Here is a 26028-nt window from a genome sequence, read left to right as displayed (position 1 = left end):
AGATGTGTAAACGGAAAAATGTGCTATACTGAAAACATGACATGGAAGGAGCTGGTAAAATGCTGGAAGAAATGATGCCAAGATGGGTTCCGACAGAAAATGTAAATGGATTTGAAATCTGTCCCGGACTGTATCGTGATGAGGGTGCGACTGCATTTCAGTCGGCAGTTAATTTTACAGTGCATTCAAAAGGGGCTGTGACATGTGAACTTCTTCTGTTTCACAGAAAGGAACCGGAACCTTATGCGGTGATCCCATTCCCGGAAAACTGCCGGATCGGGGATGTATTTTCCATGATGGTATTCGGACTGGATATTGAAGAATTTGAATATGCGTACAGGCTGGACGGACCGTGGAAACCAAAGGAAGGTCTGCTGTTTGATAAAAAGCATATTTTACTGGATCCGTATGCAAAGGCAGTTACCGGACAGAGTGTATGGGGAAAAGCACTAAATACAGGGGGATATCGTGCCAGAGTAGTCCGGAATAATTTCTTCTGGGGCAGTGAAAAGCCGGATAAGATCCCGATGGAAAAACTGATCATCTATGAGATGCATGTCAGGGGATTCACGAAGATGGACAAAAGTGTCCGTCATCCTGGAACCTTTGCCGGAATCAAAGAAAAAATTCCTTATCTGAAAACACTGGGGATTAATGCGGTGGAGCTAATGCCGATCTTTGAATTTGATGAACTGCAGGGGAGCCGTGAGGTTGATGGAAAGAAACTGATTGATTACTGGGGGTATAATACAGTCAGCTTTTTTGCGCCGAATACGAGCTATGCAGCATCAACGGAATACAACCGGGAAGGAGTAGAATTAAAAGAACTGATCCGAGAACTGCATGATAACCAGATTGAAGTAATCCTGGATGTGGTGTTTAACCATACGGCAGAAGGAAATGAATGCGGACCGTTTATTTCGTTTAAAGGATTTGACAATCAGATTTATTATATGTTGACACCTGATGGAAAATATTATAATTTCAGTGGCTGTGGAAATACTGTGAATTGTAATCATCCGGTGGTGATCAAAATGATCCAGGATTGTCTGCGATACTGGGTGGCAGAGTACCGGGTGGACGGCTTCAGGTTTGATCTTGCCTCGATCCTGGGAAGAAATGAGGATGGGTCACCGATGGAAAATCCACCACTCGTAAAGAATCTTGCCTATGATTCGCTGCTTGCAGACACAAAGCTGATCGCGGAGGCGTGGGATGCCGGCGGACTTTATCAGGTCGGAAGTTTTCCGGCATTCCGCAGATGGTCAGAATGGAACGGAAGATACCGGGATGACGTGCGGGAATATTTAAAAGGGGGACTTTGGGCAGCAGGAGCAGCGCTTCAGAGAATTGCCGGTTCTCCGGACATCTATGATACCAGAATCCGCGGAAAACATGCTTCTGTGAATTTCCTGACCTGCCATGATGGATTTACCCTGTATGATCTTTATTCGTATAACCAGAAGCATAATGAGGCTAATGGATGGGGAAATCTTGATGGAAGTGACGATAACCAGAGCTGGAACTGTGGGGCAGAGGGGGACACTGATCAGGTGATGGTTGTTGAACTGCGCCACCGGATGATGAAAAATGCTTTTGCGGTCCTGCTTTGCAGCAGAGGGACACCGATGTTCCTTGCAGGTGATGAGTTTGGCAATACTCAGTTCGGGAATAATAATGCCTACTGTCAGGATAACGAGATTTCCTGGCTGGACTGGACAAGAAAAGAAAAGTTTCAGGATGTATTTGATTTTTGTGCTTATATGACGGCATTTCGGAAACGGCATCCGTCGATCACAGGAGATGCAGGGGCGAGCAGTCTTGGATTTCCGGAGATCAGCTTTCACGGTGAAGTGCCGTGGAAACTGGATTTTTCCAGACCGGAGATCCGGACGGCGGCAGTCATGTTTGCCGGATATGATAACAAAATGGCAAAAGAAGACTGTGTGTATCTTCTGATGAATCCATACTGGGAAGGTGTCTGGGTAGAACTTCCACAACTTCCGGGCGGATATAGTTGGCATGTGGCGGCAAATACTGGAGATAAAAAGCAGGAAATTTATCAGAATCCGGTACGGATTTCGGAGGAAAGAATTCTTGTGGGACCGAGAAGTGTGATCGTTCTGGAGGCAGATCAACAATAAAATACTATTGACAAGCGGGTACTCTTCATTTATAGTAAGGGTACTCGTCTTTTATATTCTCTTTTCTGACCTGAAAAGGCAGAAGGAGAAACTTTTATGAAATATATGAAGAATCATTTTGCCGGAATACTAAGTGTGATTCTGGCGGTAGTATCATTGTCGGGCAGCAGTATGCCTGTCGTATCTGCAAACTCAGCAGAGAGAATCGCAAAGAAAGAAACGATTGTAAAACTTGATGAAAAATTAGGAGCAGAGCCGGGAAAAGTGCTTGAGGAGTTAAAAAAACACGAAAAGGACGGTTATTATCTGGGAACGCCTTACAGCGGATATCCTCTGACAGCAGAGAACTGCATGCGTCCGAACGGAGCTTACGGTGGAAATGGGGCAATGAACTGTACCGGGTTTGTCGCTTATGTTCTGGAAAAATGTGGAGCGGATCTGTCAGGAATTGACAAAGGAAGTCTCCGTGGCGGCAAGGTCAATGCGAGCAACTGGTTTCATTGGATGACAGACAATGCCGTGGAATCCTATCATTACAACACCATTGAGGAGCTGCTTGCGGGCGGAAAAGCGCAAAAAGGAGATGTGATCTATTTTGAGCCGGTTTCCTGGGATGAAGAAGATGCAGACTGCCATATCGGATTTTTCTGGGGAGATAATAGCAACGATAACCGGTTCTGGCATTCGGCATCTATCCCGTCGAGTGGTAATCAGATTTCACAGCTTGTGGCAAAATCCAGATCAACGATATATCTTTTTAAGACAACCCATAACGGAAGCCTGGAGATCATGAAGAGCTCTGCAAGGTCAGGGATTACGGCTGATAATCAGCTCTACTCACTGGAAGGGGCAGAGTATACCGTCTGTAAAAGTGGGACATCCGAGGCAGTCTGCGTAATCCGGACAGACAAGAAAGGATATGGGAAGGCAGAAAATCTGCCGGAGGGTTCCTATGACATCAAAGAGACTAAAGCACCGAAAGGCTATGTACTGGACACAAAGCTGCGGCAGATCACGGTGAATGCCGGACAGACCGTGACCTATGAGTGTCAGGATGAACCGGAAAAGACAAAGGTGGAAATCCTGATCCGGAAGCAGGATGCGGAAACAGGGAAAGGGCAGGCGCAGGCAGGACTTTCTCTTGCGGGAGCTGAATTTCATGTGGCATTTTTTGATAGCATTTTTGACAATCAAAATGAGATCGGTGTGAAGGTGCCGCTCAGGAGTTGGAAGCTGAAGTCGGATGCGGATGGTGTGGTCCGGATGGATGAGGCGCACTTGATCAGCGGAGATCCGTTTTTTGAAAATAACGAGCTTCCGCTTGGAACGATTACGGTATGGGAGATGCATGCGCCGGAAGGGTATCTGGTGGACACCGTTACACATTGTATCAGGACTGGAACGGAGCAAAATGGAAGCTATAAAGCCCTGAAAATATGGAATCCAGTGGAAATAAAGGAAAAGCTCATCCGTGGGGACTTAAAGCTGGTGAAAGCGGCAGATAAAACCTTGAAAAGACTGGCGGATATCCCATTTCGGATCACATCGCAGGCAACTGGGGAGAGCCATGTGATCCTGACGGATAAAAACGGGGAGGCTTCGACCGGTGCGTACTGGAATCCACATACCGTCAACACGAATGAGGGGAAGACAAGTGAAGATGGGATCTGGTTTGGGGAAGGAACTCCGGATAATACAAGAGGAGCGCTTCCTTACGGAACGTATCTGGTGGAAGAACTGTCTTGTAAAAATAATGAAGACCGGATGCTGATTCCTGCGTTTGAGGTGGAAGTAACAAAGGAAATGCGAGTAATTGATCTGGGGACACTGACAAATGATGAACATCCCGTACCGGAGATCGGGACAAGAGCATCTGACCGGGAAACGGGAACGCATAACGGGAAACGGACAGAACAGGTAACGGTCATAGATCAGGTAAAATGGAAAAATCTGGAGATTGGAAAAGAATATGTAGTTAAAGGCACATTAATGGATAAGGAGACCAAAAAGCCGGTTCTTCAGGATGGAAAAGAAGTGACCGCAGAGAAAAAGCTGATCCCGGATACAGATTTCGGAGAAATTCAGATGGAATTTACGTTTGATGCAACGAAGCTTAAAGGAGAACAGGTTGTTGTATTTGAGGAAGTGTATCTGGAGGAAAAGCTGGTTGCAGCGCACGCAGATCTGGAGGACGAAGGACAGAGTGTAACCTATAAAAAGGAAAAGCAGGTAGAAGAGGAAAAACCGGAAAGTCCGGAAAAGCCAAAGGAAACTGAGAAAGCAAAGACGGTTGCAACAGGAGATGGATCTTATGTAAAGATTCTGGTATTTCTGATCGGTGTTATTCTGACCGGGGCACTGCTCCTGTGTTTTCTTCTGAGCCGGATGTGGGGACGAATGTGGAAACGCAGATAAGGATGGCATTGCACTTGAAAGGTTCTTATGCTATAATCGCTAAATAGGAAAATACTTTAGCAGATTGCTGAAGTGAATCAGAAAGAATAAGAAGGGTGGAGAACCATGAATTTACTTTATAAGAGTACAAGAGATGCAGAAAAGACAGTAACAGCTTCCCAGGCAATCTTAAAAGGGCTGGCAGATGACGGCGGATTATTTGTACCGGTTTCGATTCCGAAGCTTCCGGTGTCGCTTGGTGAGCTCAAAGAGATGAGCTATCAGGAGATCGCATATACAGTTATGAAGGAATTCCTGACAGACTTTACAGAAGAAGAGCTGAAGAGCTGTATCGCAAAGGCTTACGACAGTAAGTTTGATACCGAAGAGATTGCACCGCTTGCGAAGGTGGAGGATGCTTATTATCTGGAACTGTTCCACGGAGCAACGATCGCATTCAAAGATATGGCACTTTCCATTCTTCCGCACCTTCTGACTACTTCTGCAAAGAAGAATCAGGTGAAGAATGAGATTGTCATTCTGACTGCAACATCCGGGGATACAGGAAAAGCTGCACTTGCAGGATTTGCAGATGTAGAAGGAACCAAGATCATCGTATTCTATCCGAAGAACGGAGTCAGCCGCGTACAGGAGCTGCAGATGGTAACACAGAAAGGAGACAATACTTCTGTTGTTGCGATCCACGGTAACTTTGACAACGCACAGAGCGGTGTGAAGGCAATGTTCGAGAACAAAGAGCTGGAAAAAGAGTTAAATGAAGCAGGCTACCAGTTCTCATCTGCCAACTCCATCAATATCGGACGTCTGGTTCCGCAGGTTGTATATTATGTATATGCTTATGCGAAGCTTCTTCAGAATGAAGAGATTGCGGAAGATGAAGAGATCAATGTAGTTGTACCGACCGGTAACTTTGGGAATATTCTGGCTGCATACTACGCAAAGAATATGGGAATCCCGATTGCAAAGCTGATCTGTGCATCCAATGAGAACAAAGTTCTCTATGACTTCTTCCAGACAGGAACTTATGACCGTAACCGTGAATTTGTTCTTACAACATCTCCGTCCATGGATATTCTGATCTCCAGCAACTTAGAGCGTCTGATTTACAAGATTTCAGGAGAAGATGCAAGAAAAGATACGGATCTTATGACTGAGCTGAAGACAAAGGGAAGTTACGCGATTACAGGTGAGATGAAAGCAAACCTGGCTGATTTTGCGGCAGGATATGCGACAGAAGAGCAGGTCGCAAAGACAATCCATGATATATACGAAGATACCGGTTATGTAATGGATACCCATACGGCGGTAGCTGCAACAGTGTATAAAGCTTACAAAGAAGACAGTAAAGATGACAGAAAGACAGTAATCGCATCCACAGCAAGTCCATACAAATTTGCAGGAAGCGTTATGTCAGCGATCGATCCGAAGTATAAAGGACAGGATGATTTCAAACTGATCGAGGAGCTTCAGAAAGTATCCGGTACAGAGCTTCCGAATGCCATCAAAGAGATCATGAATGCCGAGATCCGTCACAATACGGAATGTGATGTGGATCAGATGGAGCAGACCGTTAAGAATATTCTTGGCGTAAAATAGACAGGAGAAGGCAAAAGAATGAACGGAATGGAAGGAATTTTCGGGATCATTGGTATTGGGGCGGGATTGTATAGCCTGTATGCATGGTTTCAGCTTAAATTCAAAGGAATCATCAATACATCAATTCTTGTACCAAAAGATACGAATATAAAGAAGTGTAAGGATAAGGAAGCATACAGGGCAGCAGCAGGACCGAAGCTTCTTGTGCTTGCGGTAGTGCTGATCTTGTACGGCGCAGAAGATCTGTATAATACTTATGTGCAGAGTACAGGAAAATTATTCTGGGTGATGTTAGTGCTGGTACTTGCAGTACTGGTATGGTTTGCATGGACAGTCAAAAAGCTGAATGCAAAGTATTTTTAAAATCAGATCACAAAATAAAGGAAAAGGGAAGGTGCAGACAAAAAGAGCTGCACCTTCTTATTTCATTTGGCGGAAAAATTTGTTACAATAAAAGTATTGCATGGCAGAGAAAATGTGATGGGGATAAAAGAAAATGTCATGCGAGAGATGAAATGCCGGAAGATTCCGATCTGTTTCAGGATGGACCGTATTAAAAGAAGCATTTGACAGACTGAATAAATATGTAGTAGGGTAGATGAGATTTGATGGAAAATGTATTTGAGATATTAAAAGATTTACCAAAGCCGGGGGATTACGTTCTTTTGACAGTGGCAAAAGGATCCGCAGCCGGAGAAAAAGCAATTTTGGCAGAGAAAAAAATAATCTGGGAAAGTAAAGAAAACGGTTTCTTTTCAGCACATTTTTCAGAAGCAGGTGACTTGAAAAAATGTGGACTTTATGAAATCAGAGAGCAGCAGGTGTTTTGTGATATAATTGGAGGGCAGGAGCATCTGATCATTTGTGGTGGTGGTCACGTATCGGTGCCGGTGATCAAAATCGGGATTATGCTTGGATGGAAGGTCACGGTTCTTGAAGATCGTCCGCAGTTTGCCGATCATGCCAGAAATGCGGGTGCAACGGAAGTGATCTGCCAGCCGTTTGAAGATGCCCTGGATCAGATCGAAGGAGACAAGGATACGTATTTTGTTGTACTGACCAGAGGTCACAGATATGATCAGGTTTGTCTGGAGAAGATCGTTGGGAAGGAACATGCTTATATCGGAATGATCGGAAGCCGGCGAAGAAGTGCGATGGTAAAGCAGAATCTGATTGAAAAAGGATGCAGCCAGGAAGTAATCGGCGAGATAAAAAGTCCGATTGGTCTGAACATCGGTGCTGAGACACCGGAGGAGATCGGTGTGGCGATCATGGCGGAAATCATCGAAGTAAAGAATCAGAACAAGAGAGTCTGCGGTTATCCGGAAGACTTGCTGGAAGCAATCCTGGATATCGTTCATCCGGGAAAGAAGATGCTTGCAACGATCATTACAAGAAAGGGTTCTGCACCAAGAAATGTGGGATCCAAGATGCTGATCCTGGAAGACGGCAGCTGTGTTGGAACCATCGGAGGCGGCTGTATGGAGGCAGAGGTTTTAAGAAAAGCGAGAGTCATGATGCATGAAAATAATACAGGACTAAAGACAGAATATGTGGATATGACCGGAGATGATGCGGAGGAAGAAGGCATGGTCTGCGGCGGTACGATCGAGGTGTTACTGGAACCACTCTGGAATTAAGAAAGGATGGAAAAGGCTGTGAGAGATTCTTATGGACGAACAATTGAATATATGAGAATTTCAATCACAGACCGCTGTAATCTGCGATGCAGGTACTGCATGCCGGATGGCGCAAAGTGGATTCCTATGTCAGAAATCCTGACTTATGAGGAGATTGAACGAATCTGCAGGGAGGCTGTCCGGATCGGGATTACCAGGTTTAAGATTACCGGAGGGGAGCCTCTGGTCAGAAAAGGATGCGCAGATCTGATCCGGATGATCCGGCAGATTCCGGGCACAGAAGAAGTAACAATGACGACAAATGGGGTTCTTCTGGGTGAGAATCTGGAAGATCTTCTTGCAGCGGGGCTGGATGCGGTGAATATCAGTCTGGATACACTGATTCCGGAAAAATATCAGGAGATTACCGGGGCAGATGAACTGGAAAAAGTCAGAAAATCCATTTTCATGGCAGAAAAAAGCGAGATCCGGGTAAAGATCAACACGGTCCTGCAAAAAGGAGTCAATGATGAGGAATGGAAAAGTCTGGCAGAGTTGGCGAAAAAGAACAAGCTGGATGTCCGTTTTATTGAATTGATGCCGATTGGACAGGGAAGAGCAGAGAATGGCATTTCCGGTGCCTGGGTGCTTGGAAAACTGAAAGAAGCTTATGGAATAGAAGGAGAGTTTTATCCGTTAGAGGGACGGTTTGGGAACGGACCTGCTGTGTATTATCAACTGCCTGGTTTTCAGGGGAAAATCGGTCTGATCAGTGCATTGCATGGAAAATTCTGTGACAGATGTAACCGGATCCGGATGACATCAACCGGAAAGTTAAAAGCGTGTCTGTGCTATGCAGATACTATCTCCGTTTTTGAGGCAGCAAGACACGGATCGGAAGAAGAAATCCGGAAATGTCTCGAACAGGCGATCCGTGGAAAACCGAAGATGCATCATTTTGAGGAGCAGAATTTTATTACAGAACAGAAAAATATGTCACAGATCGGAGGATAAACATAAAAATGGGAAGACTGAAGGGAATCTGCATCAGTGAAAAGAGAGGAACCGAAAAACATGAGGTTCGTGAAGCCATGGTCAAAATGGACTGGGGGATTGAAGGAGATGCGCACGGTGGAAAATGGCATCGTCAGATCAGTCTGCTTTCCGATGAAAAGATTCAGGAATTTCGTGCAAAAGGGGCAGAAGTTGCGTATGGTGCATTTGGTGAAAATTTGATCGTGGAGGGATTTGATTTTCGCATGCTTCCGGTTGGAACAAGATTTCATATCGGAGATGTGGTACTTGAGATGACACAGATTGGAAAAGAATGCCACAGTCATTGTCAGATTTATAAGAGAATGGGTGACTGCATTATGCCAAGAGAGGGCGTTTTTGCAGAAGTCGTCACCGGAGGTCATATCAAGGTAGGAGATGAAGTTGTCATGGAACAGGTGAAAAGTGACCGTCCATTTTCAGCGGCAGTTATTACTTTAAGTGATAAAGGGGCTGCCGGAGAACGAGAAGACAAAAGCGGACCCATGATTGTCGAAATGTTGAAAGATGCCGGATATGATATTAAAGAAACGATTTTATTACCGGATGAGCAGAAAAAACTGGAAAAAGAGCTGATCAGACTGGCTGATCAGAGACAGCTTAATGTGATCTTCACAACCGGAGGAACAGGATTCTCCGAGCGGGACCGGACACCGGAGGCGACGGTAAATGTCTGTGACCGGATGGCAAACGGAATAGCAGAGGCAATCCGGAATTATTCGATGACGATCACAAAGCGTGCTATGTTCAGCAGAGCTGTATCAGGTATCCGAAAAAAAACGCTGATCATCAATCTCCCGGGAAGTCCCAAAGCAGTACAGGAAGCACTGGAGTTTCTGCTTCCTGAACTTGGACATGGGCTTGGAATCCTCCGGGGAACAGAAGGCGAATGTGCCAGAAAATAAAGAGGTTAAAAATCATGAGTGGATTTACACATTTTAACGAAGATGGTAATGCAGTGATGGTAGATGTGGGGGAAAAGGCTGAGACAAAAAGAGAAGCACTTGCATCCGGGGTGATCCGCATGTCGGAAGAATGCTTTCAGAAAGTAAAGGAAGGCAGCATGAAAAAAGGAGATGTTCTTGGCGTAGCAAGAATTGCCGGGATCATGGGTGCAAAAAAGACAGCAGAACTGATTCCGCTGTGCCATCTGTTAAACCTTACCAAAGTCGAGATTGATTTTGAATATCTGGAAGAAGAGCATGGGATCCGGGCAATCTGCCACACGGCATGTACTGGCAGGACCGGTGTGGAAATGGAAGCACTGACTGGGGTAAATACCGCTCTTCTTACAATCTATGATATGTGCAAGGCGGTTGACCGGGGAATGGAGATCAGAGAAATCCATCTGCTTGAAAAGTCCGGTGGAAAAAGCGGGAAATGGGTACGTTAAACGTATTTTAATTTCTGGTAAAAAAAGTAAATATCTTCAACGATTAACAGTTGAAAAAACACGGCTGATGGTCTATAATAGGCTTTAGAAAACCTGGAATGTTCGAGACTTCCGTATTTTTGAACCTACAATACTTTAAACGGGATTCTTATATCTCTGTAATATGTCAGGCCCTCATTGCGCAGGGGAAGGCAGAAAAGCAGATGCGGTCGCCCACCTAGCGGAGTGCTAGGAGTCAAAAAACGGAAAACGGCATTTCGGGGGACTACAAAAGATAAAGGACAGTTGCGAGAGCAACTGTTTTTTTGGGTTTTCAAAGAAGTGAAAATGTGATAAACTATTTTGAAAAATGAAACTGCCGATAAGATAAATGGAGTTATTATATGATGAAAACGATAAACAAGATTCGGGAAATTACAGGGCAGGTGTCACAAAAGCATGTGGGAGCATACGCGGCCCAGTCTGCTTATTTTTTTGTGCTGAGTATGATCCCGATTATTTTGCTGCTTCTTGCTATCATACAATATACTCCGGTGACAAAAGCAGATGTTATGACTGCAGTGGTAAATTTGTTTCCGGAGACAAATATGCAGGATTTTATGGTTGGCATTGTAAATGAAGTATATAACCAGTCGAAGACGGTCATTCCGATCACTGCGATTGTAGCACTGTGGTCAGCAGGTAAAGGAGTACTTGCGGTTAGTACAGGACTGAACTGTGCATATGAGCTTCGTGAGACACGAAATTATGTATTTTTAAGAATCCGGGCATCCATCTATACGATCCTGTTCATTGCAGCAATTGTGATGGCTCTGGTACTTTCTGTGTTTGGTAATAATATCAGTATTTTTATATATCACAAAATTCCGTTTCTTGCGGAGACGACGGATATGATCATGCGTTTGAGAACAGTGATTTCATTTGTTGTTATGACTGGAATTTCGCTTCTGGTATATCACTTTTTGCCGAACCGAAAGCTTCCGTTCCGGGATTTGATTCTGGGATCTATTTTCTGTTCTCTGGGATGGCTGGTGATCTCGTTTGTTTTTTCAATGTATCTGACAATCTTCAAAGGATTTTCCGGTCTGTACGGAAGTATGACGGCGATCATTCTTGTGATGCTGTGGCTGTATTTTTGTATGTATGTGATGCTGCTGGGAGGGCTTATTAACTGTATCTGGGTAGATGCAAAGCGGGATATCCTGGAAAAGGATTAGTTCTGCAAAAAGCAGCATCCAGGTTCCGGAATATGATTTTGCGTAGATAAACGGTGAATCTATCAGATAAAACCGCTTGACATAAAAAAATCATATGTTACAATAATTAAGTATATGACATATAATAAAAGCAATGACCGTGTAAGTAGTGAACTGTTTTCCGACAGAGAAGGAGAATCCCCGGCTGTAAGTTCTCCCCGGTTCAGGCAGGAAACGAATTTCCCACGTGAGCTGCGTTTTTGAAAATAAAGTAGAAAACGACGTCCCTGCACGTTACGCAGTCCGAGTGCCTGTTATTTCAAATAGCAGGAAACAGGGTGGTACCGCGATTTATCTCGTCCCTTTTCAGGGGCGATTTTTTTTATGTATCAGGAAAGTGTTCTTTCCTAATATATAAAAACGCTCCGCGAGGATGCGCACTGCGGCGTATGAGGAAGATGTCACAAGCGACCGCCGCAGGCGCCAGAATGTGCCAAGGCACATTCTTTTTTCTGCCACAGGAAATTTTATTTCCTGTTATAGTCGCAAATGAATAGCCAAAACAAGTTTTAAGGAGGATATCATGAAAGAAAGACTTGAGAGCATCAAACAGGAAGCCATTAAGCAGATCCAGGCTTCTGATGTACCGGAGAAATTAAATGATGTACGTGTCAAATTCCTTGGTAAAAAAGGAGAACTGACAGCCGTATTAAAAGGAATGAAAGATGTAGCTCCGGAAGAACGTCCGAAGGTAGGACAGCTTGTGAATGAGACAAGAGCTGCTATCGAAGAACTTCTTGATGAGACAAAGAAGAAAATGGATGCTGCAATCCGTGAAGAAAAATTAAAACAGGAAGTTATTGACGTAACACTTCCTTCCAAGAAAAATACAGTAGGCCATCGCCATCCGAATACGATCGCTCTGGAAGAAGTAGAGCGTATCTTCATCGGTATGGGATACGAAGTTGTGGAAGGACCGGAAGTAGAATATGACCTTTACAACTTTGAAAAACTGAATATTCCTGCAGATCATCCGGCAAAAGATGAACAGGATACATTCTATATCAACAAAGACATCGTGCTTCGTACCCAGACATCACCGGTTCAGGCACGTGTGATGGAACAGGGCAAGCTCCCGATCCGTATGATCGCACCGGGACGAGTATTCCGTTCTGACGAAGTGGATGCAACCCATTCACCATCCTTCCATCAGATCGAAGGACTGGTAATCGATAAAAATATTTCCTTTGCTGACTTAAAGGGAACTCTGGAAGTATTTGCAAAAGAACTTTTCGGACCGGATACCAAGACAAAATTCCGTCCGCATCATTTCCCATTCACAGAGCCAAGTGCAGAAGTAGACGTATCATGCTTCAAGTGTGGCGGAAAAGGCTGCCGTTTCTGTAAAGGATCAGGATGGATTGAAATCCTCGGCTGTGGTATGGTTCACCCACACGTACTCGAAATGTGCGGAATCGATCCGGAAGAATACACTGGATTTGCATTCGGAGTAGGACTTGAAAGGATCGCCCTTCTCAAATACGAGATCGACGACATGCGCCTCCTCTACGAGAACGATATCAGATTCCTGAAACAGTTCTAGTGAGCACGACAAAATCAAAGAGCAGCGCGGAGAGCTGCGGTAGCAACGAAAGCTGCTGGATTTTGGAGTCTGAATAAGGGAAATTTATAAACAAATCAGAAGGAGATATAAAATGGATACTTCATTATCATGGATTAAAGCGTATGTTCCGGAACTTGATGTAACAGCGCAGGAATATACAGATGCAATGACTCTTTCCGGAACAAAGGTAGAAGGTTTTACAAAGCTGGATGCTGATCTGGATAAGATCGTAGTAGGACAGATTGAGAAAATTGAGAAACATCCGGACGCAGATAAACTGATCATCTGTCAGGTAAATGTAGGAACAGAGACCGTACAGATTGTTACAGGTGCTCCGAACGTAAAAGAAGGAGACAAGGTACCGGTTGTTCTGGATGGCGGACGCGTTGCGGGCGGACATGAGCCTGGACAGAGAGTAGAAGGCGGAATCAAGATCAAAAAAGGAAAACTCCGTGGAGTCGACAGCTACGGAATGATGTGTTCCATCGAAGAACTTGGTTCAGACAGAAATATGTACCCGGAAGCACCGGAATATGGAATCTACATTTTTGATGATGACGCAGTTGTCGGAGAAAGTGCAGTAAAGGCACTCGGACTGGATGATGTCGTATTTGAATACGAGATCACATCCAACCGTGTAGACTGCTTCAGCGTGGTTGGTATCGCAAGAGAAGTTGCAGCTACATTCCACAAAGAATTCAAGCCACCGGTTGTAACATCAACCGGAAATGATGAAGATGTCAATGATTACATCAAAGTAAAAGTAGAAAATACAGACCTTTGCCCACGTTACTGTGCAAGAGTCGTAAAAAATATCAAGATCGGACCTTCACCGAAATGGATGCAGAGAAGACTTTCTTCCGTAGGAATCCGTCCGATCAACAACCTTGTTGATATCACAAACTATGTAATGGAAGAATACGGACAGCCAATGCATGCTTATGATCTGGATACCATCGCAGGTCATCAGATCATCGTCCGCAATGCCCATAAAGGAGAAAAATTCGTAACACTGGATGGTCAGGAAAGAGAAATGGATGATTCTGTTCTGATGATCTGTGATGGCGAAAAAGCGGTAGGTATTGCCGGAATCATGGGTGGCGAAAATTCCATGATCACTGACAATGTACAGACCATGTTATTTGAAGCTGCATGCTTCGATGGAACCAACATCCGTAAATCCAGCAAGAAAGTCGGACTTCGTACCGATGCATCCGGTAAATTTGAAAAGGGACTGGATCCGAATAATGCAGAGGATGCAATCAACCGTGCCTGCCAGCTGATCGAAGAAATGGGAGCCGGTGAAGTTGTCGGAGGAATGGTTGATGTATACAGCAAGAAAAAAGAACCTGTACGTGTACCATTTGATGCCGACAAGATCAATGCACTTCTCGGAACAGACATCCCGGAAGAAGATATGATCAAATATTTTGAAAAGATCGACCTGGAATATGATGCAGAAGCAAAAGAAGTGATCGCACCAACCTTCCGTCATGACTTATTCCGTATCGCCGATCTTGCGGAAGAAGTAGCAAGATTCTACGGATATGATAATATCCCGACTACACTGCCTACAGGTGAGGCTACAACTGGTAAGCTTTCTTTCAAGCTTCGTGTGGAAGAAGTAGCAAGAAATATTGCAGAATTCTGTGGATTCAGCCAGGGAATGACTTATTCATTTGAAAGCCCGAAGGTATTTGACAAGCTCCTCCTCGACAAGGATGATCCGATGCGTCAGGCAATCCAGATCATGAACCCGCTTGGAGAAGATTACAGTGTCATGCGTACAACATCTCTGAATGGTATGCTGACATCTCTTGCAACAAACTACAACAGAAGAAATAAAAATGTCCGTCTGTACGAGCTTGGAAATATTTATCTTCCAAAGGCACTTCCACTGACAGAACTGCCGGATGAAAGAATGCAGTTTACACTTGGAATGTACGGAGATGGAGACTTCTTCAGTATGAAAGGTGTTGTAGAAGAGTTCTTTGAAAAAGTCGGACTTCATAAGAAAGAAACCTATGATCCAAATGCAGGAAAGAACTTCCTTCATCCGGGACGTCAGGCAAACATCGTTTACGATGGAAAGGTTGTCGGATACATGGGTGAGGTTCATCCGGAAGTTGCTGATATCTATGGAATCGGTGAAAGAGCATACGTTGCTGTCATTGATATGCCACAGATCACAGAGCTTGCAACATTTGACAGAAAATACGAAGGAATTGCAAAATACCCGGCAGTCAGCCGTGATATCAGTATGGTAATGCCAAAATCCATCCTGGTAGGACAGGTTGAAGAAGTGATCGAGAACAAGGGTGGCGCTTATCTGGAAAGCTATAAGCTGTTCGATATCTATGAAGGCGCTCAGATCAAGGCAGGCTTCAAGTCTGTTGCTTATTCTATCACATTCCGTGCAAAAGATAAGACTCTGGAAGAAGCTGACATTTCAGCTGCTATGAACCGTATCTTAAAGGCACTGGAGGAAATGGGTATCGAGCTTCGTAAGTAGGCGAAAAGAGGTCAAAAGAATGAAACGACAGGATTTTTATTTTGATTTACCGGAAGAGTTGATCGCGCAGGATCCGCTTGAAGACAGATCCAGTTCCAGACTGCTTGTTCTTGATAAAAAAACCGGTGCAACCAGTCATCACATTTTCCGTGAGATCAAAGATTATCTCAAACCGGGAGACTGCCTTGTGATCAATGATACCAAGGTTATCCCGGCAAGACTGATCGGTGAAAAAGAAGGAACCGGCGGAAAAGTCGAAGTTCTTCTTTTAAAACGAAAAGGAAATGATGTCTGGGAAACACTTGTAAAACCAGGAAAGAAGATGAAACCCGGAGCAAGAGTCAGCTTCGGAGACGGTCTTCTGAAAGGGGAAGTTCTGGAGGTTGTAGAGGAAGGAAACCGTCTGATCCATTTTGAATACGAAGGAATTTTTGAAGAGATTCTGGATCAGCTTGGACAGATGCCGCTTCCGCCTTACATCACCCACCAACTGGAGGACAAGAATCGTTACCAGACCGTGTATGCAAAGCATTCCGGATCTGCGGCTGCTCCGACGGCAGGACTGCATTTTACACCGGAGCTTCTGGAAGAAATCAAAGCAGAAGGTGTGGAGATTGCGCATGTAACGCTTCATGTCGGACTTGGAACTTTCCGTCCGGTAAAAGCGGATGATATTCTGGATCACCATATGCATTCGGAATTCTACCGGATCGAGGCATCTGAGGCAGAAAAGATCAACCGTGCAAAAGAGAGCGGACACCGGGTGATCTGCGTCGGAACGACAAGCTGCCGGACCGTAGAATCTGCGGCTGATGAAAACGGAAAGTTAAAAGAGTGCAGTGGATGGACAGAGATTTTCATCTATCCGGGCTATAAATTCAAGGTACTGGACTGCCTGATCACGAACTTCCATTTACCGGAGTCAACGCTGATCATGCTGGTAAGTGCGCTTGCCGGAAGAGAGCATGTGCTTGCGGCATATGAAGAAGCAGTTAAAGAGAGATATCGATTCTTCAGCTTTGGGGATGCGATGTTTATAGAATAGACGCAGAATCTGACAAATGTGAGGTTATGTCAGGGAACAGGAAATCATAAGATATTAACCGGAGAACGGGATTGTTCAAGTCATGTACAACTTTGAAAAATCTTGTTCTCCGTTTTTTGTATAGGTTGGAAACGATTGAGTTTAAAAATCTTATTGAATAAATGTTTATCGAGAATGCTGTTTTATCCTGCAGAGATAAACAGAACAGATTTGCCGATTCTGCAAAAATATAGTAAGATGGTGTAAGTGCCAAAAGCATGATAACTTTGGGAAATAAAGTCAGGTGGATATTCGTAATTTGTTTTGCTTTTTGATTTGGTTAAAAAGCGGACAGAAATGCATTGAGAATTGAGGAGTAGCAGAAAATGGGCATATTTGAGGAGGCAGCAATTTTCCGGGGCGTCACGAAGGAGGACGCCAGACAGATGCTGAACTGTCTGAATCCGGTAGAAAAGACTTATAAAAAAGATGAAATCATTTACCATGCCGGGGATGAGGTTACTTCAATGGGCGTGGTTCTTTCCGGCAGCGTGTTCATTGAGAATGATGATATTTGGGGGAATCACAGCATTCTGGACCGGGCCGGAAGAGGCGAGATTTTTGCAGAAACATATGCAGCGATTCCGGGGCAGAAGCTGATGGTCAATGTAGTTGCGGCAGAAGAGGCAAGAATTTTGTTTCTTGATGTGGGAAGGATACTGAAAGTCTGTTCCAATTCGTGTGTGTTTCATCATACGTTAATTGAAAATCTGCTGAAGCTTTCCGCAGAGAAGAATCTCCGTCTGTCGAAACGGATTTTTCATATTTCATCAAAATCGATCCGGGGAAGACTGCTGTCGTATTTGTCTTATCAGGCTATGGAAAACGGGAAGAAAGAATTTGATATCCCGTTCAACCGGCAGCAGCTTGCAGATTATCTGAATGTAGACAGGTCCGCGATGTCAAATGAGCTTGGGAAGATGCAGAAAGATAGGCTGATCGAAGTAGACAGGAAACATTTCCGTATTCTTGACGAAACGGAAATATGAATGGATAAATAATGGAAATAAAACGGATACAGCAGTGAGAAACTGTATGTGGGTTAGGATAAAAGAAAACCATTGCAGGAGAGATGTGATTTCATCAGATCCTGTAATGGTTTTTTTGTATACGATGAGTCAAGTATAAATTTGTGGAATTTATCTTTCCAGTCCGTGTATCCAGTCTGACTTTAGGAAATAAATCAGAAAAGCAATGGAACTGAGCGCCCAGGTCATCGGGTAAGCCCAGAAGATCATCTGAATGGACGGGATGAATTTTAAAATAATTACGATATAGGTAACGCGGATCAGACACCAGCATACCAGCATGACATACATCGGGACTGTGGATTTACCGGCTCCGCGCATGATTCCTGCCATACAGTGTGAAAAAGCAAGCAGGAAGTAGAAAAAGGTGTCCGTGTGTGCCTGCATGGCTCCGTAGTGGATAACCTCTGCGGTGGAACTGAAAGCAGACAGAAGCTGTGGAGCGGTAAAATGCACGCAGATACCGATCAGCTCAGAGATCGTAAGAGAGCAGATCACACCGAATACAGCGCCCTTTTTAGCACGGTCATATTCTTTTGCTCCCAGATTCTGACTGATAAAAGTAGTAAGTGCCAGAGCAAAACAGGTGATCGGAAGGAACCCAAATCCCTGGATCTTCATATAAGCCCCACATCCGGCAACCGCCATTTCCCCAAACTGGTTGATATTTGCCTGGACGAATACATTTGCCAGGGAAATGATCGAGTTCTGGAGTCCTGCTGGCAGACCATAAGAAATGATCTGGCGGAGCATATAGGAATCCAGATTGATCCGGTTCAGATGAAGCCGAAACTCCTCCGGACTGTGAAGCAGCTGTACCATACAGAGAATAGCACTTAAAAACTGTGAAATGACAGTTGCAAAAGCGGCAGCACCTACACCAAATCCAAGACCTGCGATCAGTACAAGGTCAAGAATGATATTCGTTACCGAAGAAACGATTAAGTAGATCAGAGGATGGGTACTGTCACCGACGGACTGCAGAATGCCGACAAAGAAGTTGTACATGACAAAGGCAAGTGAGCCGGTAAAGTAGATCCGGAAATAAGTAATCGAGTTTGGAAGTACCGCCTCCGGTGTTCCCATAAGCACCAGGATCTGTGGTGCGGCAATGATACCGACAATGGTAAGGATCACGCCGCAGATCAGTCCGAAACCAACGGTTGTATGGATGGATTTCTGTAGATTCGCAATGTCTCTGGCACCGTAATATTTGGCAACGATGACACCAGATCCGATGGCGATTCCATTAAAAAGACCGACCATAAGAAAGATCAGATTACCGGAAGAGCTGACAGCGGCAAGCGCAGAGCTTCCAAGAAAATTTCCAACGATCAGAGAGTCGGCGGTGTTATATAGCTGCTGAAAAAGGTTTCCCCAGAAAAGCGGAATCGCAAAAGCAACGATACGCTTCCAGATGGAGCCTTCGGTCATCAGTTTGGCTGAAGATTTTGACATAGAATATTTCCCCCGTTTCTTAAGTCATTACTTTTAAGTATAAGGTGCGGCAGAGGGAAAGTCAATGAAAATGAGGTTCGGTAAAAATGCATGTTATCCTTCATGAAACCGAGAAAGAAACTGTTTTGTTCTCTCTTCACTTGGATTTTCAAACACCTGACACGGATCACCCTGTTCAACGATGCGTCCGTCGTCCATAAAGATCACATGATCAGCAACGTCACGGGCAAATGCCATTTCATGAGTTACGATGATCATCGTAGTATTTTGATCAGCAAGCTCGCGGATAACTTTTAATACTTCTCCGGTCAGTTCCGGATCCAGTGCAGAAGTCGGTTCATCAAAACAGAGGATGTCCGGTTGCAGGGCAAGTGCCCTTGCAATAGCAACTCGCTGGCATTGTCCGCCGGAAAGCTGATGCGGATAATTGTCCATCCGGTTATCCAACCCCATCTGTGTCAGAAGAACCTTTGCCTGTACCTCGATGGCGGTCAGGATTTCACGTTTTCTTTCTTTAAAATCCGGCTGCTCTGCGGCGAGAAGCTTTTTGGCAAGCATTACATTTTCCAGAGCGGTATACTGCGGAAACAGATTAAAGTTCTGGAACACCAGACCAAAATGCAGTCGTTTTTTACGGATCACGGATTCTTGAGTGGTTGCCGGGACAGAGGCATCAAAAAGTGTTTCGCCATTTACCCGGATAATTCCGTTATCCGGATGTTCCAGAAAGTTCAGGCAGCGGAGAAGCGTTGTCTTTCCACTTCCGGAAGATCCGATGATGGAAACAGCCTGTCCTTTTTCCAGGTTAAATCCAACGTCTTTTAAGACAGGAGTCTTATTAAAAGATTTACTGATATGTTCTACTTCTAAGATTGGCATAAATATGAATTCTCCTTATCTGAAATATTCCAGTTTCTTTTCAAGGCGTCCGAGAAGAACGGTCAGGATACCATTGAAAATAAGATAATAAACAGCGGTAAAGAACAGCGGCCAGATGGCACCGGAGATGCCATGTGAGCCTTTCATAAATGCCTGTCCTGCCCAGATGATCTCCTGCAGCGCGATAATACGTGCAAGAGAAGTATCTTTTACCAGGGTGATGATCTCATTTGACATCGGTGGTACGATGCGTTTGATCATCTGAAGGAGTGTGATCTTGAAAAAGATCTGATGCTTTGTCATGCCAAGTACAAGACCGGCTTCTTTCTGACCTTCCGGAACACCCTGGATTCCACCGCGGTAGATTTCTGAAAAATAACAGGCGTAATTGATGATAAAAGATACGGCTGCTGCAAGGAATCGTCCTGTTTCACCACCACCCCAGATCGGGTTATGTAAGACCAGCCCGGGGAAATAGTAGATGATCAGAAGCTGGATCATCAGCGGGGTACCACGGATTACCCAGACGATCAGTCTCGCAAGCCAGCTAAGAGGCTTGAAATGAGATATGGAGCCAAAGGCAATGACCAGTCCGAGAGGAAGGGCACCGACCAGCGTCACAATAAATAATTTTAAAGTTTGTAAAAAGCCGACATTCAGTGCTGACACTACGACCGGCATTTGTTTCATAATCAGATCCATAAAAAGTTCCTGCCTTAAATATTATTTCTGCTCAATGATGGCATCCTGAACCCCATAGGTTTCAGCGCATTTCTTCATAGAACCATCATTGTAGCTTGTCTTGAAGAATTCGTTCAGCTTGTCTGCAAGGTCGGAACCTTTGCGGAATCCAACTCCATATTTTTCGGTAGTAAGCTCAACGGTATGAGTCAGATTTTCGTATCCGGTACCTTTTCCGACCATGGCACCGGCCATCAGAAGGTCGATGATTGCTGCATCAGAGGTTCCGGCTGCAACTTCCATCAGGGCATCAGACTGTGAAGAAACCGCAGTGTAGTCATATCCTTCTCCGCTTACAGCTTCTTCTCCGGCACTTCCGGATTCAACTGCAAAAGAAAGATCCTTCAGACTGTCTTTGTCCTGATATTTGTCTGCTTTATCAGAAGGAACAACCACTACCTGCGCATTGTTACAGTAAGCGGAGGTGCATGCCATTGCGCTGGTTACTTCATCAGTAAGTGTCATACCATTCCATACGCAGTCGATGGTTTTTCCATCCAGCTCCATGACTTTATTGTCCCAGTCGATCTCGACAAATTCAGCATCAACGCCAAGACTTTTTGCAAATGCTTTTGCCATATCAGCATCAAAACCGATCCATTCATCGTTATCATCTTTGTAATCCATTGGTTCAAAATCAGTGATTCCAACTACCAGGGTTCCTTTGTCATGAACGTATTCTACATCGCTTTTGGATGCTTTTTTTGAATCATCTGAAGTTTTTGTATCGGAAGATGAACCTCCGCATGCTGCAAGGGATAATACCATTGCTGAAGTAAGTGCAAGTGCTGTTATTTTTTTCATAATAATCGCTCCTCATATAATTTCAAAAAATGTCACGTCACTATATTATCAATCTACCATACTAAAGTCAACCAAAACTTGCTATTTACTTTCTTTTTTGATAAAGATACAATAAGAAATACAGAAATTACTGTAGAAAGAGTAAAACAGAGGAATATAAATATATGGAAACAAATGAGATTATTGTTCACCATGCGACGGAGAATAACCTGAAAAATGTATCTATCCGGATACCAAAGCATCAGATCACCGTATTTACCGGAGTATCAGGTTCCGGGAAATCTTCGCTGGTTCTGGATACTCTTGCGGCGCAGTCGCGCAGGGAGTTAAACGATACTTTTCCAAGCTTTGTACAGCAGTATCTTCCAAAATACGGAAGACCGCATGTGGAACGGATCGAGAATCTTCCGGCAGCAATTGTGATCAATCAGAAAAAGCCGGCTCCGAATCAGCGGTCGACGGTTGGAACTTATACGGATACCTATACCCTTCTGAGGCTTTTATTTTCCAGAGTGGGACAGCCTTTTGTCGGTTATTCGGACAGCTTTTCATTCAATCATCCACAGGGATGCTGCCTGCGGTGTAACGGACTTGGGGAAGTGACAGATCTGGATGTACACAAGCTGGTAGATTTTGATAAATGTCTGAATGATGCCGGAGTGATCCATTATGTGGCATTTGAGCCGGGGCAGTGGAGATGGATCCGTTATGCAAACAGCGGATTGTTTGATCTGGATAAGAAGATTAAAGACTATTCCGAAGAAGAACTGGAACTGTTTTTGTATTCACCGCAGATACGTCTTAAGAATCCACCGGAAGGATGGCCGAAAACTGCGAAATACGAAGGTCTTGTGCATCGGATGTACCGCAGTGTCCTAAATTCGGAAGAAGGAAAACTTCACAGGGAGTTATTGGATCCGATCACCAGTCATGGAGTTTGTCCGGAGTGTAATGGGGCAAGATTGAATCAGAAGGTGTTGTCCTGCAAAATTGACGGGAAAAATATTGCTGATGTAATAAAACTTCCATTATCCGAGCTGCGTGCGTGGATTGACCAAATAGAAGATCCGCTTGCAAAAGATATTCAGGATACACTGCATACCAAACTGTCTGCCCTTATAGATATCGGACTGGGATATCTGTCTCTGGACAGAGGGTTATCTACTTTATCTGGTGGAGAGATCCAGAGATGCAAGATTGCAAAATGCCTGAATTCCTCGCTTTCTGATTTGTTGTATATTCTGGATGAACCGAGTGCAGGGCTTCATAATCATGATATTGAGCGGATGCGCCGTGCACTGGAAAAATTGAGAGATGGTGGAAATACGGTTGTTCTGGTGGAGCATCACCGGAAAATGATCGAGATGGCCGATCACATTGTGGAAATGGGTCCGGAACCGGGAATGGCCGGTGGAAGAGTTTTATTTGAAGGCAGTTATAAGGAACTTTTAAAGAGTGATACGCCGACCGGAGAAGAGATGCGGCTTACTACTTCTCTAAAAGCAAAGGCAAGGGAAGCGAAAGGAATATGGCGGATGGAGCATATCCATCTTCACAATCTGAAGGACATTACCATCGAATTTCCAATAGGAAATCTGGTTGTGATCGCTGGTGTTGCCGGATCCGGAAAAAGTTCTCTGATGGAAAGCTTTTACCGCAGTATGGGAGAGGATGTGGTGTTTGTAAGCCAGCGCGCTGCAGGTGCAAGTCTCAGATCCACTCCGGCGACCTATCTGGGAGTCGCAGATGAAATCCGGAAAATATTTGCAAAGCGGTGCGGTCAGAAGGCATCTTTGTTTTCTTTTAACGGCGCAGGAAAGTGTCCGGCATGTAAGGGAAAAGGAGTGATCGTATCGGATATGGCATTTATGGATGACATCGAGACGACCTGTGATGTGTGTAAAGGACTTCGGTATTCAAAAGAAGTTTTGCAATACGAAGTAGATGGAAAGAATATTGCGGAAGTGATGGATTTGACTGTTGCACAGGCAGAGGAATTCTTCAGGGGAACAAAGATCAGCGAAGCGCTGGAGCCTCTGGAAAAAGTAGGACTTTCTTATCTGCACCTAAATCAGGCACTTTCTACTTTATCCGGCGGAGAGTTGCAGCGAATGAAGTTTGCTTCCTATCTCGGAAGTAAAGACCGTATTTTCATTCTTGATGAGCCGACAAACGGATTGCATATCAAGAATGTCCGGAGTCTGTTAAAGCTTCTGAACCAGATGGTGGATGAAGGGAATTCCATTTTTGTTATTGAACATAACATAGAATTTATCAAATCCGCTGATTATGTGGTAGAATTAGGACCAGAAGGAGGAGATGCCGGAGGAAGACTGCTGTTTGTCGGTACACCGTCTGAGATGAAAAAGAGTGAAAAATCTGTCACGGCAGAATATTTATGATGTGAGTGTCAAAAGCAAATTTTGCCACTCACTGATGTAACTGGATTGCTCCATTGCTACGCAATCCCCCTATTTATAATTATAAAAATTTACAGAAACAGAAATATTTACCAAAAAGATAGAAGAAAAGGAGACGAACGCTATGAAACTAATGATTGCATCAGATATCCACGGATCCGCATATTATTGTCTGGAAATGCTGGATGCGATGAAAAAAGAATGCCCGGACAGACTGTTACTTCTGGGCGACATCCTGTATCATGGACCAAGAAATGATCTTCCGCTGGAATACGAACCCAAAAAGGTAATTAAAATGTTAAATGAAGTTAAAGAGAAATTATTCTGTGTACGCGGAAACTGTGACACAGAGGTAGACCAGATGGTACTGGATTTTCCGATCATGGCAGATTATGCAGTGATCCCGTGCGGCAACAGGATTATTTACGCCACTCACGGACACCATCATAACGTCATGACCCCAATCCCAATGCAGCCAGGAGATATTCTCCTCCACGGTCACACCCACGTACCGGCCTGGGAACCATTCGGAAATGAGAACCTCTACCTCAACCCAGGTTCCGTTTCCATCCCAAAAGAAAACAGCGCCCACAGTTACATGATCCTGGAAGACGGTATCGCGAAATGGAAAAACCTATACGGTGAAGTTTACCACGAACTGATGCTGTAGTTATTTTACTAAAGAACAAGAAAATATTGAACAAAATAAAACCCCATAAATTGTCGACATTCGCCAATGTACATCCGACAATTTATGTAATAAAATGAAACTAAGAAAAGCAAAGGAGAGCCTAATAACATGAGAGCTTACGAAAGATTTTTAAACTACGTTCCGGTATGGACAACCAGTGATGAGACAAGCGATACTGTCCCGTCAGCAGACAGAGAGCTGGTACTGGCAAGAATGCTTGTAGAAGAGATGAAAGATCTTGGAATCGCAGATGCAAGAGTGGACGACAAAGGATATGTATATGGACACATCCCTGCAACTCCTGGATGCGAAGACAAGCCGTCGCTTGGTCTGGTTGCGCATATGGACACTGTGGCAGATGCATCGGGCGAAAATATAAAGCCACAGATCATTGAGAATTATGACGGGAAGGACGTTGTCCTGAAAGGTTCCGGAGATATTCTGAAAGTAGATGAGTTCCCGTACCTTGCAGAATTAAAGGGCAGAACTCTGATCACAACTGACGGAACCACACTTCTTGGGGCAGATGACAAGGCGGGTATCGCAGAGATTCTTACCGTGGCAGAAGAGATCATCAAAGAAGGACTTCCGCATGGAAAGATCTGCATCGGATTTACACCGGATGAAGAGATTGCAAGAGGAGCAAAGCATTTTGATGTAGAAGGTTTTGGTGCTGACTATGCTTACACTTTGGACGGTGATGAGGAAGGCGAGATTCAATTCGAGAACTTCAATGCATCTACTGCATTTATCACCATTCACGGTGTCAGCGTACATACGGGATCAGCAAAAGACGTGATGGTTAATTCACAGACCATTGCGACCGAGATCCACCAGATGCTTCCGGTAAATGAAAGACCGGAGACAACCGAAGGATATGAAGGATTCTATCATCTGGTCAGCGTGCAGGGAAATGTGACAACGACTAAGATGAAATATTTTATCCGTGATTTTGATCGCAGATCTTTTGACGCAAGAGCACAGAAACTTCGTGATATCGCAGAAGAGATGAATAAAAAGTACGGCGAAGGAAAAGTGGAAGTTGAGATTGTGGAATCTTATTACAACATGCGCGAAAAGATTGAACCGTGCATGCAGTTGATCGATTACGCAAAAGCAGCGATTGAGCATGCAGGTATTACACCAATCGTGTCACCGGTCCGTGGGGGAACAGATGGTGCAAGACTCAGCTTCAAAGGACTTCCGTGTCCGAATCTTGGAACGGGCGGACATGCATTCCATGGCGTATTTGAGCATATCACAGTAGAAGGAATGGATAAAGCAGTCCTTATTGTAAAAGACATCATTAGACAGTTTGCAGAATAAAGGGAAATTTAATAGAATTAAAGGAAATGTATGAAAATACGAGAG

The 26028-nt window shown here is 44.4% G+C and carries 20 protein-coding genes, 1 other RNA gene and 1 other annotated feature; of the genes, 17 read left to right on the top strand and 4 right to left on the bottom strand.

All coding sequences use genetic code 11. The annotated features are described in order from the left end of the window. The first annotated feature begins 59 nt into the window (after positions 1-59). The 14 genes from glgX (at position 60) to PG766_RS05295 (ending at position 17625) form a co-directional block, all read left to right on the top strand. On the top strand, positions 60-2144 hold the full coding sequence (gene glgX / locus PG766_RS05360) for a glycogen debranching protein GlgX (RefSeq protein ID WP_243014387.1): 2085 nt from the start codon (positions 60-62) through the stop codon (positions 2142-2144). Positions 2145-2240: 96 nt separating this feature from the next. Further along, on the top strand, positions 2241-4559 hold the full coding sequence (locus PG766_RS05355) for a VaFE repeat-containing surface-anchored protein (protein ID WP_118198767.1): 2319 nt from the start codon (positions 2241-2243) through the stop codon (positions 4557-4559). Positions 4560-4664: 105 nt separating this feature from the next. Beyond that, complete coding sequence (gene thrC / locus PG766_RS05350) at positions 4665-6155, top strand: threonine synthase (protein ID WP_118198766.1); 1491 nt, start codon at positions 4665-4667, stop codon at positions 6153-6155. A gap of 18 nt (positions 6156-6173) precedes the next feature. Continuing rightward, the gene (locus PG766_RS05345; protein ID WP_022220753.1) at positions 6174-6518 is read left to right on the top strand and encodes a hypothetical protein; all 345 of its coding nucleotides are present in this window, start codon (positions 6174-6176) and stop codon (positions 6516-6518) included. A gap of 245 nt (positions 6519-6763) precedes the next feature. Continuing rightward, a complete protein-coding gene (locus PG766_RS05340; RefSeq protein ID WP_118198764.1) occupies positions 6764-7795 on the top strand; it encodes an XdhC family protein in 1032 nt (343 codons plus the stop codon). Positions 7796-7813: 18 nt separating this feature from the next. Further along, positions 7814-8788 (top strand): GTP 3',8-cyclase MoaA, encoded by a 975-nt coding sequence (moaA, locus tag PG766_RS05335; RefSeq protein WP_118198784.1) that lies wholly within the window; start codon positions 7814-7816, stop codon positions 8786-8788. Positions 8789-8796: 8 nt separating this feature from the next. Further along, positions 8797-9732 (top strand): MOSC domain-containing protein, encoded by a 936-nt coding sequence (locus PG766_RS05330; protein WP_118198763.1) that lies wholly within the window; start codon positions 8797-8799, stop codon positions 9730-9732. 14 nt (positions 9733-9746) lie between these two features. Further along, a complete protein-coding gene (gene moaC, locus PG766_RS05325; RefSeq protein ID WP_055246514.1) occupies positions 9747-10220 on the top strand; it encodes a cyclic pyranopterin monophosphate synthase MoaC in 474 nt (157 codons plus the stop codon). An 87-nt stretch (positions 10221-10307) separates the two neighbouring features. After that, a non-coding RNA gene (gene ssrS / locus PG766_RS05320) (6S RNA) lies at positions 10308-10488 on the top strand. Positions 10489-10603: 115 nt separating this feature from the next. Further along, the gene (locus PG766_RS05315; RefSeq protein ID WP_082421134.1) at positions 10604-11437 is read left to right on the top strand and encodes a YihY/virulence factor BrkB family protein; all 834 of its coding nucleotides are present in this window, start codon (positions 10604-10606) and stop codon (positions 11435-11437) included. Between the two features lie 124 nt (positions 11438-11561). Then, positions 11562-11783: a binding site (T-box leader), on the top strand. Between the two features lie 216 nt (positions 11784-11999). Further along, positions 12000-13019 (top strand): phenylalanine--tRNA ligase subunit alpha, encoded by a 1020-nt coding sequence (pheS, locus tag PG766_RS05310; RefSeq protein WP_008371846.1) that lies wholly within the window; start codon positions 12000-12002, stop codon positions 13017-13019. A 112-nt stretch (positions 13020-13131) separates the two neighbouring features. Then, complete coding sequence (gene pheT, locus PG766_RS05305) at positions 13132-15552, top strand: phenylalanine--tRNA ligase subunit beta (RefSeq protein WP_118198762.1); 2421 nt, start codon at positions 13132-13134, stop codon at positions 15550-15552. A gap of 19 nt (positions 15553-15571) precedes the next feature. Next, the gene (queA, locus tag PG766_RS05300; protein ID WP_008371840.1) at positions 15572-16597 is read left to right on the top strand and encodes a tRNA preQ1(34) S-adenosylmethionine ribosyltransferase-isomerase QueA; all 1026 of its coding nucleotides are present in this window, start codon (positions 15572-15574) and stop codon (positions 16595-16597) included. A gap of 365 nt (positions 16598-16962) precedes the next feature. Continuing rightward, positions 16963-17625 carry a Crp/Fnr family transcriptional regulator gene (locus PG766_RS05295; RefSeq protein WP_055157412.1) on the top strand — a complete coding sequence of 221 codons (663 nt, stop codon included), beginning with the start codon at positions 16963-16965 and terminating at the stop codon, positions 17623-17625. A gap of 150 nt (positions 17626-17775) precedes the next feature. Here PG766_RS05295 and PG766_RS05290 read toward each other — a convergent pair whose 3' ends face one another. The 4 genes from PG766_RS05290 to PG766_RS05275 all read right to left on the bottom strand — a co-directional run bounded on the left by PG766_RS05290 (position 17776) and on the right by PG766_RS05275 (position 21546). Next, positions 17776-19122: an MATE family efflux transporter gene (locus PG766_RS05290; RefSeq protein ID WP_118198761.1), complete on the bottom strand. Its 1347-nt coding sequence runs from the start codon at positions 19120-19122 to the stop codon at positions 17776-17778. Positions 19123-19215: 93 nt separating this feature from the next. Beyond that, positions 19216-20001 carry an amino acid ABC transporter ATP-binding protein gene (locus PG766_RS05285; RefSeq protein WP_118198760.1) on the bottom strand — a complete coding sequence of 262 codons (786 nt, stop codon included), beginning with the start codon at positions 19999-20001 and terminating at the stop codon, positions 19216-19218. A gap of 15 nt (positions 20002-20016) precedes the next feature. Continuing rightward, complete coding sequence (locus PG766_RS05280) at positions 20017-20703, bottom strand: amino acid ABC transporter permease (RefSeq protein WP_118198759.1); 687 nt, start codon at positions 20701-20703, stop codon at positions 20017-20019. 21 nt (positions 20704-20724) lie between these two features. After that, on the bottom strand, positions 20725-21546 hold the full coding sequence (locus PG766_RS05275; protein ID WP_182438593.1) for a transporter substrate-binding domain-containing protein: 822 nt from the start codon (positions 21544-21546) through the stop codon (positions 20725-20727). A 164-nt stretch (positions 21547-21710) separates the two neighbouring features. Here PG766_RS05275 and PG766_RS05270 point away from each other — a divergent pair, with 164 nt between their 5' ends. The 3 genes from PG766_RS05270 to pepT all read left to right on the top strand — a co-directional run bounded on the left by PG766_RS05270 (position 21711) and on the right by pepT (position 25983). Then, the gene (locus PG766_RS05270) at positions 21711-23948 is read left to right on the top strand and encodes an ATP-binding cassette domain-containing protein (protein WP_118198757.1); all 2238 of its coding nucleotides are present in this window, start codon (positions 21711-21713) and stop codon (positions 23946-23948) included. Between the two features lie 142 nt (positions 23949-24090). Further along, positions 24091-24636 carry a phosphodiesterase gene (gene yfcE / locus PG766_RS05265; protein ID WP_117834413.1) on the top strand — a complete coding sequence of 182 codons (546 nt, stop codon included), beginning with the start codon at positions 24091-24093 and terminating at the stop codon, positions 24634-24636. 129 nt (positions 24637-24765) lie between these two features. Beyond that, a complete protein-coding gene (pepT, locus tag PG766_RS05260) occupies positions 24766-25983 on the top strand; it encodes a peptidase T (protein WP_118198756.1) in 1218 nt (405 codons plus the stop codon). Positions 25984-26028: the final 45 nt, after the last annotated feature.

Origin of the sequence: Coprococcus sp. LG101-27 (assembly GCF_027695515.1) — a bacterium.
GTDB lineage: Bacteria > Bacillota > Clostridia > Lachnospirales > Lachnospiraceae > Allocoprococcus > Allocoprococcus comes.
Note: the sequence above shows the minus strand (reverse complement) of the source record. Positions and strands in the feature narration are given on the sequence as shown.

Coding starts and splice junctions, on each gene's coding strand:
- glgX (WP_243014387.1), top strand. CDS start 60: ATGCTGGAAGAAATGATGCCAAGATGGGTTCCGACAGAAAATGTAAAT.
- PG766_RS05355 (WP_118198767.1), top strand. CDS start 2,241: ATGAAATATATGAAGAATCATTTTGCCGGAATACTAAGTGTGATTCTG.
- thrC (WP_118198766.1), top strand. CDS start 4,665: ATGAATTTACTTTATAAGAGTACAAGAGATGCAGAAAAGACAGTAACA.
- PG766_RS05345 (WP_022220753.1), top strand. CDS start 6,174: ATGAACGGAATGGAAGGAATTTTCGGGATCATTGGTATTGGGGCGGGA.
- PG766_RS05340 (WP_118198764.1), top strand. CDS start 6,764: ATGGAAAATGTATTTGAGATATTAAAAGATTTACCAAAGCCGGGGGAT.
- PG766_RS05330 (WP_118198763.1), top strand. CDS start 8,797: ATGGGAAGACTGAAGGGAATCTGCATCAGTGAAAAGAGAGGAACCGAA.
- moaC (WP_055246514.1), top strand. CDS start 9,747: ATGAGTGGATTTACACATTTTAACGAAGATGGTAATGCAGTGATGGTA.
- PG766_RS05315 (WP_082421134.1), top strand. CDS start 10,604: ATGATGAAAACGATAAACAAGATTCGGGAAATTACAGGGCAGGTGTCA.
- pheS (WP_008371846.1), top strand. CDS start 12,000: ATGAAAGAAAGACTTGAGAGCATCAAACAGGAAGCCATTAAGCAGATC.
- pheT (WP_118198762.1), top strand. CDS start 13,132: ATGGATACTTCATTATCATGGATTAAAGCGTATGTTCCGGAACTTGAT.
- queA (WP_008371840.1), top strand. CDS start 15,572: ATGAAACGACAGGATTTTTATTTTGATTTACCGGAAGAGTTGATCGCG.
- PG766_RS05295 (WP_055157412.1), top strand. CDS start 16,963: ATGGGCATATTTGAGGAGGCAGCAATTTTCCGGGGCGTCACGAAGGAG.
- PG766_RS05290 (WP_118198761.1), bottom strand. CDS start 19,122: ATGTCAAAATCTTCAGCCAAACTGATGACCGAAGGCTCCATCTGGAAG.
- PG766_RS05285 (WP_118198760.1), bottom strand. CDS start 20,001: ATGCCAATCTTAGAAGTAGAACATATCAGTAAATCTTTTAATAAGACT.
- PG766_RS05280 (WP_118198759.1), bottom strand. CDS start 20,703: ATGGATCTGATTATGAAACAAATGCCGGTCGTAGTGTCAGCACTGAAT.
- PG766_RS05275 (WP_182438593.1), bottom strand. CDS start 21,546: ATGAAAAAAATAACAGCACTTGCACTTACTTCAGCAATGGTATTATCC.
- PG766_RS05270 (WP_118198757.1), top strand. CDS start 21,711: ATGGAAACAAATGAGATTATTGTTCACCATGCGACGGAGAATAACCTG.
- yfcE (WP_117834413.1), top strand. CDS start 24,091: ATGAAACTAATGATTGCATCAGATATCCACGGATCCGCATATTATTGT.
- pepT (WP_118198756.1), top strand. CDS start 24,766: ATGAGAGCTTACGAAAGATTTTTAAACTACGTTCCGGTATGGACAACC.